Genomic DNA, 12,110 nt, shown 5'->3' on the forward strand with positions numbered 1-12,110 from the left:
CATGGTCCATTTCCGACCATTAGAACTGGAGATGTAGGTCTAAGACGGCACTCATCAGGACGTCCTGCTCATGTTCCGAATGTCGAACGCTTGCGGTGCTCGGCCCACTGTGGGCGCTTGGACGGACGCGTGCCGACTCTTGTGTCATGAATGATTGGCCCCCGTCAATGCACCGGGTCAGCTGCAGCGGCGGCAGCGTCTGGTGGAGGCTTCTTCTTCCAGAACTTTGCGTAGGAGGGGCCTTCCGACTTGGGCGGGTACTCTGGCTCGGTTACCTTGATGGGCGTAGGCATTGGGAAGTCAACGCCAACCAAGATTGCCTCCCCTTGACCCAGCGTGGGCAGGAAGGCTGCTGCACTACCGTCCAGATTGCCGCAGGCCTTCTCAACAATGTCGCGGTCGCGCTGGTTTATCAGGCGGTGCACGATGAACATGCCCATCTGGCTCAACACATCCTCGGGGATGTCCCGCGGACGCTGCGTAGCAAGCAAAGTCGTCAGGCCGTACTTTCGTCCCTCCTTCGCAATCAGCCCGAACGCGTCGAGCGACACGCGGTTGTTCTCATCACCGATGGACTTGCTCAAGAACTGGTGGGCTTCATCGAGAACCACCACCGTGGGCATCTCTTGGAACGCCCCGTTCCGAGCCAAGCCTAGAAGGTGTCGCCCAATGGCGTTGATGAGCAGCTCGCGCGCGTGGTGTTCGAAGGGCAAGTCGGCCAAGCTGATTCTCAACACGGCGTCGTCAGAAGCAAAAAAGGATTGAATCTCTTCCGTCAAAGGAGCGAACTGGTCAGGCGCGAAGAGGCATCGAAGCGCTGTCGAGCGGGTGATGCTGTGAATCTTGGACACTAACGTGTCGCAGTAGCCCCGAATCCGCTCATCCCGACCACCCCAAAAGAGATAGTTAGGTTGGCTATACGTGCCACCGTTTTCTTGGACACATTCTTCATATACCTGGTGCGCCAGCGCCTTGATTAAGTATTTGGCTCCCTGCGCCTCGACCTTTGCCTCGTGCTTGTTCACTGCCTTGTTGAAGACCTTCTTCTCCGCGTTCGCCTTCACGTACTGATGAGGTTCCTGGTCGCCGTGCAGGACGTAGTTCAGTTTCAGGCTGCGCAGGGCTTCCCGCAGTTTCGGAACCTGGGCGCCAGGTGACGGCTGGAAGATTGCGAACAGGTCCGTTTCGGTGAGGTCCCAATACGGAAAGGCAACAAACTTGCGAGTGTCCTCATCACCCTTAGGTGCGCCGCCGAGGTGCACAGAGCGAACGCCTTTGGTGAACGTGTGGAACTCGCCACTGGGGTCTACGAGGAGAACCTTGCCTCCGAGCCTGGCAGCTTCCTGAATGATGCGAGCGACGGACCAGCTCTTGCCGCCCCCGGTCGCGCCCAGTACCGCGCAGTGACGTCCAAACAAGTGCGCTGGGCTCACGTTGACCATCGTGCTCGGGTCATGCGGAATCGTGGCGAGCTCGACGGCTCCCGCGCTGGAGACGGACTGCCCCTCGACGATGTGCTTCACGAGAAGCGGATGCGCCGAGAAAACGTGCTGCCCGATGCGGGGATGGAACGGAATCCCTGAGATGACCTTGGCGGTCGCCAGCTCGAGAGTCGTCAGGAGCTGGACAAACCCGATGGGGTTGGCGTCGGGGGGAGCGCCCAGGGAGGGTTCGGCCTTGAGCCGCTCGTTGTCGGGCAGCTTCACCTCGGTGATGCGCCCCAGCACCGCAACCCCTTCGCCCTCGATGAAGATGAACTCGCCGACCTGGCCGCCGAGCACTGCATAGCCCGAGTATTGCCGTGGAGCAACGCCTGCAGCCTTTGGCAGGTTGATGCGAGCACTGTCCGGCCCAACGAAGGTGACCGCACCAATGTATCGGCTGGGGTCAAACGGGCTTGTTGCGAGCCTACCGGTCATCCTGCCTCCCGCATCAGTCGGATGCGCTCGTAGTGCTGCTCGAGGTCGGTTTCCGCCGCGATGTCCGGCATCAACGGAACGGATTGCTCAAAGGTGGCGGAAATGAGCGCCAGGCGGGCATCGCCGTGTTCAATCAAGTACCTGAGCTTTGACAGGTAGGGGTGCTTCGCATCGTTGCCATCCTGGACACCCTTTTCCTTATGTTCCCATGGACCAAGGCCAGGGTCACAGACCACGACCTTGAGATGCAGATTGGAATTGATGGCCGACAGTATTGGCTCAGCCAAATGGTTGTCATTGAATCCAAATCCCAAGACGAGAAGGCCGGTATCCGGCTGCCGCAATGCAGTTTGGAATGCCGACATCATCTCGAGATACGGTTGCTCGAATGACAACTCGTATTTTGTATTTCGCGGATAGATAAGCAGCGGCGACTCAGAGGCGGGGTTTTTTTCAATCTCCCCGGATTTCGTGTTCTTCGTCCAATCTACAGAGCCGTGAAGTTTGTAGAGATGGAAGACGTTCGGAATGAAATCGTGACTTTCTGGGCTGCTTTCCCGTTTCACGATGTCGTACGAGAAGTAGAGCGAGTCGAAGACTTGCGGCGTCGTATGCGAAAAACCGTCAACGATTACGTAGCGTCCTTTGCGCGCAGCGTACTCGAAGCACAGGTCATAGTTGGTTGTAAAGACTTTTGTGCGCAGCTTTCGCGTGGACCGGCGAACCAGCCGGCGAAGAAAGTCGGCATGGAGGCCGACCTCGTCTTCAACATCCAAGAAGCGCACGCAATCGCGAACCGTTTGCTCGGCGGTGGCGATGAATCCCGTTACCAGAGCCTTGTCGTCCCCGTCTCCAAGGAACTCTTCGGCAATCTTGCAGTGCGAGAGCAGCGCTTCGATGTTCTCTCCCTTGGCAGCGGGGAAATGCGTTAGCGCAATGACCTTCTCGAAGAGCTCTTCGCGGTTTGCCTTGCACGCGTTCCACAGGTCAGCCATTGTGGGAGCGATGCGCTTGCCAGGCTGTGCTGCGCGTGGACCAGACGCCCCAGGAGCTTTCGGCAGCACGTTCACATGCAGGGATGTGCCGAGCCCTGTGAGAACAACAAGGTTGGTGCACCTGAAGCAGTCGGAAAGGTTGCGGTTGATTTCTGCAAGTGCTGGGTCAGGGATGGCGCGTCCGTTGCCATCCTCCTGAGGGTCTTTAACTTCGCGCCACGCGCCCCCATTCCTGTAGGTCAATACTTGCATATTTCAATAAGCGTAAGGAATATCCAAAGTTCCGCGGGCCCCGAGAGCACAACGCGAGCTGCTGCCGATAAACGCCAGATATACGAATGATAATATTTCAGATGAGAGGCAGCTCGTCAGTTCTGCGCGAAGCATAGGAATCTGGCTGCGATAATGGAGCCGGTGATGCCATGGGTACGGCAGCCCTAGCCGCATCCAGTGATGCAAACACCGATGACGAGCTATCCCCGCCGGGCAACGTACCCTCATCGTCACGGTCCGGCAGAAGCCACCGACTAGCACCCTGGACAGAGTTGTTGGCTTGACAACCCACATTGACGCCAACCGTTGACACGAGAAATCGCATCGAAACCCAGCGTTCATGGGGAAAGTCGGCATGTCCAGGGTATGTGCACTCGCAGGTGGTTCGACAGTGGCCATTTCGTGAAGGCACGTGGCAAATTGAAGAGATTCGCCGCAAAGTCGCACTCATTCACGTGACTGCAGCCGGCTCGTTGAGGTGGTGCAATGAGCCTAACGTCACACCCCGCAACGTCGGCAGCAGCGTTCACCGTTTCGGCAGCAAAGAGCTGCCTGCAGATTAGTCTGGGCTTCAAGTTTCCGCCCGGCTTTACACGTCACTGCGCCTGACACTCATCAAGCACCCAGCCGAGTCCGGTAGCTGTTGTGTGCTTCGCCGGCAAGCAAGTCCTCAAAAAAATCGGCGTCGAGGTATTCGAAGCGGAGCAGACATACGACGTTGGGCTCATCTTCCTCGTCTGACAACGACGACGGCCCTGCTGTCCACAGCGTCATCCGCGCTCTCCACTTCTTCAAACGCCTGCGCTACACCTCGTGCGTCAGCGATTTTGAAGACAACGCACGTTATTACACACTTACTTTTAAAGTCACGCGGGTGCAGGAGATTCGCTAATTAGAGGCTTTCATCACTTAATTCTCAAAAACCTGACGGCTAATTGAATAAATCGTTGTTAATTTCCCACTCGAAAATATGTAACAAATTGCGTTATATCATCCCCGATTCACCTGTAATTTGTTTCCGGAGAGAGAAGATGGGGATGACTAAGAGAAGTGCTGCGCGAGTGGCTTCGATTGCCTTATTGGGAGCTACGCTGGTGGGCTGCACCATACAAATCGGTAGCGGCAGTAACGGTAACGCAAAGCGCGTTTCCACTCCAGCGGAATACAAGGGCGCGCGCAGCGCATCTATGAAGTACTACGCCGACAACTCGTTTGCATTCCAGGTGGGGAACAGAGTAGTGTGGTCTACCTTGGGAAAACCGATTGGTACAGCTGTCGCGTTGGGCATTCGTAAAGAAGCTTACAACCTCGCCGACGTTCAAACTATTCAGTCTTCTTCAGTGCAGAAGGCGAATGCCATCGTGCGCGAAGTTACCGTCACTTTGCGGAATGGTAAAACCGTAACTGAATCCGCAGACTCAATAGCGTGGCTCGTTTGCGACGAGAGCAAGGGCTGCTTGTATTCTGAGCCTTTAATAAGAAATTCCTCGCCCCGAGCGACCAATTTTTCGTTCGCTGCTATGTCAGCCATCAAAGCTGATTTAGCTCGACCTTTCGCGGGCCAGAACCCTTCTAGGGAGCAACGCTCGAATGGACTCGACTTCGGCGAAGATACAGACTATCAATTCACAGCCGTAGCGCTTTCTCCGGGTGAAGCCCTCGAACTTCGCACCCAGATAGCCACAAAACACGAAGCGTGGAAAGCTGGTGCTCCCGCTCGTGATGCAGCCGATGCCGCACGTCGCAGCGAAGAGAAGCGTGCTGCCGAAGTACGCCGGCACGCTGAAGACGAGAAGCGCAAAGCTCAGCAAGCTAAGCGACTGAAAGAGCTGCAGTCCGTGCGAGTCGGAACAATGACTCTCTGCACAACTGATGAGCTTACTGACGAGATAAAAAACGCTACGGGACTCTCTTGCCCCGGCTTCGGTGATAGCTATGTGCAACAAATGCTCGACGCAGGCTGGACGATGACTGCAACAGCTATCGCCAGCCAGAGCCAGTCTCTCGGACTTTTCCCTGTCGTGCGTACTCGGTACAACATCACATTCCAGAAGGCCCGCTAACCCCTTCACCAACCCGCCCCTCGGCGGGTTTTCTTTTGCCCAAAGCTTTCGCCGCGAGCCTAAAACGATAGCTACACGAGTAGCCGCGGCCGCTGCTGCTGCCGTGGCGGCTATCAGCGCTGTGATGATTGGCGGCCTGAAAAAAGGAGTGGCGCGCAATAGTGAGATGAAGGACCTGCAGACCGGTGTCGCAGCGACAATTTCGTTTCTGCACGAGCTTAACGACGCCTACGGGGTCCCACGCGTAACCGGCGTCGTCGTGGACTGGAAGAACCGCAATCGAGACTTGCACGCAATAACGAACTACAACGACGCGCGCGACATGCCTGCGCCAGGCGCACGTGTGTGCTGCCGCCTCGCATCGGGGGCACTGGGGAGTGGCCGGACAGCAGCGACGTCACTCGGGCCGCTGTCGGCGCGACTACAACCACGATTTCAACAGCCCACGTCCCCGCAGGTGAACGCCTTGGCCGGCTCCGCATCTGGACCGAGAACAGCGCAGGCATTGCCTGCAAAGAGCACGTGCTGTATTTCAAGTTCCCAGCGTGAAGAAGGGCCCCTTCTCATTCGCCGCAGTAGCTTGCTCAGCGCGCAGAGACCCACACTTGCTCGGCCCTCAAGGTCAAGCGTACGCCGTCGTGCTCCTCCGCGATTGCCACTTCTAAGGCCTCAGCTTGCTCAGCAGACAGGGCGCGAATGTTCCGAGCCGCGGGAACATCACCCGGGGCTACGAGGGCCAGCTCACTGGTCCCACGACAGAACATAAAAGCGTTGTCGTTCAAGCTCACGGGGAAGTCAAGGAAGGTGCGATTGCCGAAAGTACGAGTGATAAGTCGAGCCATTTTTGTCTCCTGGGAAGTGGCGGTTGCTAGAACAACGATTTGCTGTTCTTGATGTGTATAGCAACGTGTTTTATATGACACCGTCGACTGCAAAAGTTCAAAATAAATAGCAAAGAATGGCGCGAACTATTGCTCTCAAGGTTTTAAGCGTCGGAATTGGCGAAATCACACACCGGAGGGCCAGGCAATTGGAGAAGTTACACACCGGAGAGGTGGGCGGGGCGGGAAATCAGCCCAAAGTTGCTTAAAAAATAAGCATTGTTTGGCGAAGTTACACACCGACTTCGGCGAAATCACACACCGCGATGGCTGGAAACCCGCACCGGCATTGGGTTTACGGGGTCCGAAATCATTTATTAAATCATGCAGAAGTTCGACACCTGAGAACGAACACCTCAGAAGAAAGGAACCGCAGGGAAGCTAGTCGCACTGACTTCTCTTTTGGTGTCGCTGCGCGACTATGCACCAGGACAGGACGGGGTGGGCTTAACATTCCAAGCATGAGTACTACCCTCTTCGAAATCCTCTTGCTCGTGACGATAGTGTCGGTCCTGGTACCGCTTCTACTACCCAAGATTTTCGGGAACGGCAAAGACTAAGAGCCGGAGTAATCCTTCCCGCCGCTCCTTTCGTGGTGCATACGCGAAGCGCATAGAGTGCTTGCTACATGAGATGTTCAAACTACTGAGCATCTCGAATGTCCTTCGCCCTTGGCCGCGCTGCCGTAGCCGCTGCCCTCACCCAGCTACCGCCTTCCCTCAACACACCGGCTGTCCGTGCCATCCTCCTCGCGATAAGCCTGCAAAAGTCTCTCTTCCTGCACCGCCGCCAACTCGAGGGTAGCCCCCCTCGGCCCCGCAAAGAGCTTTTGGCAAGCCGAACAAGGCGGCGGGATGGTCCACGGCGTCCGCACTCACTCCGCGACACGCACGCTCGCAGCAGCCCTCTACACGGCCCACAACGTGCCAGCCACCGACGCGGCTATTTGGAACGCAATCGAGCACTGCGACGTCCTTGCTGCCGGCCTCGCCCGCTTGCTGCTCTACTCCGACCCTCACCCGCTGCCCGCCCTCGGCGATGCTGAAGGCGCCTGGGCCCTCTACCTCCGCACGTGGCGCCCGGGCGCGTACACCCGCGGCACTCCTTCCGCCCGCTCCGGGCTGCACGCAAAGTTCATCGCCTCGTATCGCAGCTGTATAGCATTAAGGGGCTGATTCACCGTTGTCTTGACCGTTGTCTGGGTGGCAACGGTCAAGCACCCGGAAAGCCACGCCCTGTATGGGTTTTGCGGAATGGCCAGGGGGGAGCCCCCTGGCCTGAAATCACCTTCAAATAAGGGGGGCTCCATCTTCATCCGTGAGGAAAAACCGCGCCTCGTTTCGAGCCTTCGCGAAGTCATAAAGCGTCTGGTACAGACCCGAGAAATACAGAGCCTTTTCCCCTACAAACTCCGCACCGAGGCGTTCCGACCACGCTCGCATGATTTCTTCTCGCACTTCTCTCTCAGTGGGTGGCTTCCGAGACACCCTGCAGACAGTCCAGACAAACGCAAAGAAACGGCCTTCATCTGCCGCGTGCCCTGTGTGCCAGCTGGGCATCTTTATCCAGTGCTCGAATGCTTCTTTAACTTTCGGCGACATACAGAGTCCTCCCTGTTTTCTTACTTTGATTATGGGATGCTTCTTCGCTTCGTTGTTATTGCGTAACTGTGCTGCTCTCGTCGAAATCCAGGTTACAACTGAGAACGTTGAGTTACAAATGAAGAGCAATGAAGATTTCCACGTTTTCAATCAAGACAGCGCTTGCATTCGCTGCTGTCGTGACGCAGTCCGGCTGCGCGCAGTACATGAAGACTGTCACAAAGATGCAGAACCATGGCTATGAGCTGCACGAAGACTCCGTCAACGCGCACGTCTACGCTGAGGTGAGTCGCAGCGAACTGTTTACTGGCGACCTGGTGCTGCCTCGTCGCACCAGCTACATGCCCTTGGGCGTGGAGTCGGATAACGGTACATACCACTTCCGAATCGTCGAGTCGTACATGACGTTGCTGGACCCGCCGCTCCCTGGCTATTTACCCATTTGGGCTCATGGCGTGCGTTTTGCCTTCCGCGCGGCAGTGGTCCCTGACCAATTTCCTCGTTTGATGGAAGGCGACATCATCGAGCTGCGCAACACGGGAACCTACGAAATCCTGACCGACTTCCCCCACTCCGGCGAAGGTGCAATCGTGACTCGTGTGTTCTGTCGTGCTGGCACCCCCGAGTACAAGTCCTGCCGCGGCAGCCTTCCCGTGGTCGGCCGCTCTCCACGTCCTGCCGGCCAAACCGGCACGGCTTTCAAGCCCAGTGTGAAGGACTATGCGCCACTCACGTTCTCTCGCTGGTACGACGACAACGGCAAGGCCATGCGCCCATTCCCTGCCGCCTTCCCAGCGGGCTTTGAGCCCTTACCCGCTATTCCTGCCGGTGTGCGTGAAGGTGGCTTAGCACCTGAAGAAGACAAGAGCGTCCGCCGCAACCCCGTATAAAACGCATCGCTATACGAGTCATTCCATCCACCGACTTTTCGGAGAAAGCAATGACTCAACGCCCGCACTTGTATGTGTTCAAACCCGGTCGCACTCTGCCTCCTGGTCGCTCAGCGAATCGCGACTACATGACGACTATCGCAATCTCGCACGCGGAGTACCACGCCCTGCTCAAGCTGTGCGGAGGCGCCGACTGCGTACTTCGCGACCTGGCCCGCGAAGTGTCCCTCAGCCTCGCCGCGCCCGCTCCTGGCAAGTCGTGGACAGACACCGTCCGCCCTGAGCTGTTCAAAGCCGCCTGGGCTCACGACGCGGCAGAGCAGGCTCACGCGGATGCGAACAACGCAGCTCATGCTGCTTAAAAAGGGCCCGTCTTATTGCTCAGTACGCAGTGAGGCATTCCTGATAGTAATTCGCTCGCCATTCGACGACAGCTGCACGACGCAGTTTGTCGTCGAATCAACAAAGACACTATCTACTATTTCGCAGAACTTCTCTCTTGAGCAAGAAAGGTCAGGAGCCATGTCAGCTAAGGTTCCTGCGAGGTAATCAGGTAGCCTGATAAGCGCATCGAAACGATTCTTCCCTGTTTTATCCGGCAATTCGAACATGATTTTTGGTATCTCTACTCTAATGTGGCCCTCCGCATCACGAGTTAAGCCAGGCCGGTTCGAAGCCATTAATGCGAAGTAGAAGTACGCCAAGTCATACACTACTGTATCATTGTGCTCAATGAGCTTATCCCGGTCAGAAATCCATCGGATATATCCAGCTCCCGTCGATTCAGTCACTAATGAAAACATGATTGCGGCAAATGCCGCCGCAAGATGAATTTGACGCGATAGCCTTGCATTCGGCTGCTTTCGGGTCAGGTCTTTCCCGAATACGCGCAGACGTTGAAGCGCTTCGTCGAAGTACTTGGGGTCCACTGAACTGCTTGCATGAGAGTTGTTCCGAAAGATTTCTATCGTTTCAGAGGAATCGGGAATAAAGTCCACCATGTCCTCGACACGTAAGTAATCCCGTAGCAATGACGACTCCTGGTCTATGACAAAAGACACGCTAAAAGTTATGGGCTGTGGGCACGTCAAATACTGAATCAAGCCGAGGGGTGCGCTCTGGACTTTCTTAAGGTCTCGGGGTACTGCCGCCGAAATATATTTAATGATGTTCTCGGTTTTATCGTGATTTGCAATGACGACAAATGAAAAAACATCGTTATTCTTTTCTTTATCACCGATGCAGTAGTCCGACACAATTGTCCAGGGCATTCCCGGCGGGTAGCCCGCGAACCACTGCGTCATAGATTCCCTCATTTTCTTTGTAGCGTTCTCAAGCAGCGGCAGCAAATCAATCACAAATCTCTCCTTTTTTGGCCCCCTTGAGCGTCATTTTCGCGCAGAACAGAGAACCTCCAAGGCTACGTATAAAACGCATCGCTATACGTGTCATCACTACCCAACTTTGGAGACAAAAATGAAGCAAGCAAAGATGACTCGTATTGACGTTCTGCAAGCGCGTATCACAGCGATGCAAGAGGAGATTGCGCAGCTGCATGGGCTGCAGAAGAAGCAGTTCAACTTCCCGATGCGCTGCACGGAAGCGACTGTGAATGCTGCGCTCGAGGCAGCTGGATGTGAGCGCCGGGTGCGGAAGACGTTCGTGGCCGGTGGGGTTTGGGCCTTCGTGGTGCTGGAGCCGAACGGCGCCCCGGGCTTCATGCACTACAAGACTGCGAAGCTCGCATTCGAGAACATCGTTCGCCACGCTTGAAGGGGATGCGCCCCTGGGCCGCCCGCCTCGTCTGACTACTGCTTAGGCAGCAGCCAGACGAGACGGGCTTAGCTCTGCCAATTTCGGAGAACGCACAGACCCCGATAGCTTCGCTTCCGGGGTCTACGCTTTTTGGGCACTGCGAAGGTTGAGGGTGCGCGAGTTTCTCGGCGAAGCGGAAACCCTGGTGCATGGACTTCCGGAACCCATTCACCAAAAAGGTGTCACGAGTCAAGAACAGTCCAACTAAGTTGCCAAAAATACAACTCAACATAACAAAAAGCGATGCCTCCAAAAGGAAAGCATCGCTCTTTTCTTGTCTTGCATGCTACGCATTCCGCAGCATCAAAACATTGATGGTAGGGCCTCCCGGAGTCGAACCGGGCACCAACGGATTATGAGTCCGCTGCTCTAACCGACATGAGCTAAGGCCCCAAGTCATCGTAAAACGATAACACCAAAACTTCAAAGCATGGTGAGAAACCTAAGCACCTCAGGCTTCTGACCCACTTTTTTATACGGTGGAAAAATAATGGAAAAGAACCCTTTTCTACACCACCTCAAACACCGCAATACTCTTTAAAATCAATCACTTGCAAGACATCAAGTTGTTTGGGCGGAGCTATTATGAGTCCTCTGCTCTAACCAACTGAGCTAACGCCCCTTGCCAGCCCGGCGCATGGCAGGGCGCACGCATTGTAACGGCTTAGCGCCGGCTGCTCAGCGCATTGGTGACCAGCTTGGAGGTGATGTCCACAATCTGGATCATCCGGTCGTAGTGCATGCGCGTGGGGCCGATCACGCCCAGCGTGCCCACAATCTGGCCGTCCACCTCGTAAGGCGCGCTGACCACGGACAGCTCCTCGAAGGGCACAACCTGGCTTTCGCCGCCAATGAAGATGCGCACACCTTCGGCCTGGCTGGAGAAATCCAGCAGCCGCAGGATCTGGGTCTTTTGCTCGAACAGTTCGAACGCCTTGCGCAGATTGCCCATGTCGCTGGAGAAATCGCTTACCGACAGCAGATTGCGCTCGCCCGAGATGATGACCTGCTCCTGGGGCTGGGGGTTCATGGCCTCGGCGCTGACATTGACCGCCGCCTGCATCAGGTTGGCCACCTCGGTGCGCAGGCGCTCCACTTCGGACTGCATGCGCTCGCGCACCTGCTCGATGGCCAGACCGGCGTAGTGCGCGTTCAGGAAGTTGGACGCTTCCAGCAGTTGCGAGCCCGAAAAATCATGGTCGGTGAAGATGACGCGGTTCTGCACATCGCCTTCCGGCGACACGATGATGACCAGCACGCGCCGCTCGGAGAGCTTCACGAACTCGATGTGCTTGAACACCGAGCTGCGCCGCGGCGCCATCACCACACCGACAAACTGCGACAGGCTGGACAGCATGTTGGCGGCGTTCGCAATCACCTTCTGCGGTTGTTCCGGCACCAGTTCCTGCGCAGGCAGCATGTCGCGGCTCACGGTCAGCATGGTGTCCACAAACAGCCGGTAGCCCTTGGCGGTGGGCACGCGGCCTGCGGAGGTGTGGGGGCTGACGATCAGGCCCAGTTCCTCCAGATCCGCCATCACATTGCGGATGGTGGCCGGCGACAGTTCCAGGCCGGAGGCGCGCGACAGCGTGCGCGACCCCACAGGCTGGCCGTCGGCAATGTAGCGCTCGACCAGCGCTTTCAACAACAACTTGGAACGATCATCGAGCATG

Annotated in this window: 9 protein-coding genes and 1 tRNA gene; 3 read left to right on the forward strand and 7 right to left on the reverse strand. The window is 56.4% G+C overall.

Going from position 1 to position 12,110, the window contains the following annotated elements; all coding sequences use genetic code 11:
• Positions 1-164: 164 nt before the first annotated feature.
• The 3 genes from B3349_RS06230 to B3349_RS06240 form a co-directional block, all read right to left on the reverse strand.
• Positions 165-1,919 carry an ATP-binding protein gene (locus tag B3349_RS06230; RefSeq protein ID WP_291587372.1) on the reverse strand — a complete coding sequence of 585 codons (1,755 nt, stop codon included), beginning with the start codon at positions 1,917-1,919 and terminating at the stop codon, positions 165-167.
• Entirely contained in the window at positions 1,916-3,166 is a 1,251-nt protein-coding gene (locus B3349_RS06235; protein ID WP_291587374.1) for an SIR2 family protein, read from the reverse strand. Before B3349_RS06235 ends, B3349_RS06230 begins: the two co-directional genes overlap by 4 nt.
• A 636-nt stretch (positions 3,167-3,802) precedes the next feature.
• Entirely contained in the window at positions 3,803-3,961 is a 159-nt protein-coding gene (locus B3349_RS06240; protein WP_291587377.1) for a hypothetical protein, read from the reverse strand.
• A 161-nt stretch (positions 3,962-4,122) separates the two neighbouring features.
• Between B3349_RS06240 and B3349_RS06245 the strand changes: the two genes are divergently transcribed.
• Entirely contained in the window at positions 4,123-5,250 is a 1,128-nt protein-coding gene (locus B3349_RS06245; protein ID WP_291587378.1) for a hypothetical protein, read from the forward strand.
• Between the two features lie 2,170 nt (positions 5,251-7,420).
• Here B3349_RS06245 and B3349_RS06250 read toward each other — a convergent pair.
• Positions 7,421-7,732, reverse strand: coding sequence for a hypothetical protein (locus B3349_RS06250; RefSeq protein WP_291587379.1), 312 nt, complete (start codon positions 7,730-7,732; stop codon positions 7,421-7,423).
• A 128-nt stretch (positions 7,733-7,860) separates the two neighbouring features.
• On the opposite strand from B3349_RS06250, the gene B3349_RS06255 reads away from it, so the two are divergent.
• On the forward strand, positions 7,861-8,622 hold the full coding sequence (locus tag B3349_RS06255; protein ID WP_291587381.1) for a hypothetical protein: 762 nt from the start codon (positions 7,861-7,863) through the stop codon (positions 8,620-8,622).
• Between the two features lie 374 nt (positions 8,623-8,996).
• On the opposite strand, the gene B3349_RS06260 is transcribed toward B3349_RS06255, so the two are convergent.
• Positions 8,997-9,980, reverse strand: coding sequence for a hypothetical protein (locus B3349_RS06260; protein WP_291587383.1), 984 nt, complete (start codon positions 9,978-9,980; stop codon positions 8,997-8,999).
• Positions 9,981-10,098: 118 nt separating this feature from the next.
• On the opposite strand from B3349_RS06260, the gene B3349_RS06265 reads away from it, so the two are divergent.
• Entirely contained in the window at positions 10,099-10,395 is a 297-nt protein-coding gene (locus B3349_RS06265) for a hypothetical protein (RefSeq protein ID WP_291587384.1), read from the forward strand.
• Between the two features lie 357 nt (positions 10,396-10,752).
• Here the strand turns inward: B3349_RS06265 and B3349_RS06270 are convergent.
• Both B3349_RS06270 and hrcA read right to left on the reverse strand, forming a co-directional pair.
• Positions 10,753-10,830 (reverse strand) — tRNA-Ile (locus tag B3349_RS06270).
• Between the two features lie 271 nt (positions 10,831-11,101).
• Positions 11,102-12,109, reverse strand: a complete 1,008-nt coding sequence (gene hrcA / locus B3349_RS06275; RefSeq protein ID WP_291587386.1) for a heat-inducible transcriptional repressor HrcA — start codon at positions 12,107-12,109, stop codon at positions 11,102-11,104.
• Position 12,110: the final 1 nt, after the last annotated feature.

Source organism: Comamonas sp. UBA7528 (assembly GCF_002479375.1).
In the GTDB taxonomy this organism is placed as follows: domain Bacteria; phylum Pseudomonadota; class Gammaproteobacteria; order Burkholderiales; family Burkholderiaceae_C; genus Comamonas.

Bases quoted from the DNA above. Each gene is read 5' to 3' on its own strand.
- B3349_RS06255 (WP_291587381.1), top strand. From the start codon at position 7,861: ATGAAGATTTCCACGTTTTCAATCAAGACAGCGCTTGCATTCGCTGCT.
- B3349_RS06230 (WP_291587372.1), bottom strand. From the start codon at position 1,919: ATGACCGGTAGGCTCGCAACAAGCCCGTTTGACCCCAGCCGATACATT.
- hrcA (WP_291587386.1), bottom strand. From the start codon at position 12,109: ATGCTCGATGATCGTTCCAAGTTGTTGTTGAAAGCGCTGGTCGAGCGC.
- B3349_RS06265 (WP_291587384.1), top strand. From the start codon at position 10,099: ATGAAGCAAGCAAAGATGACTCGTATTGACGTTCTGCAAGCGCGTATC.
- B3349_RS06250 (WP_291587379.1), bottom strand. From the start codon at position 7,732: ATGTCGCCGAAAGTTAAAGAAGCATTCGAGCACTGGATAAAGATGCCC.
- B3349_RS06240 (WP_291587377.1), bottom strand. From the start codon at position 3,961: ATGACGCTGTGGACAGCAGGGCCGTCGTCGTTGTCAGACGAGGAAGAT.
- B3349_RS06235 (WP_291587374.1), bottom strand. From the start codon at position 3,166: ATGCAAGTATTGACCTACAGGAATGGGGGCGCGTGGCGCGAAGTTAAA.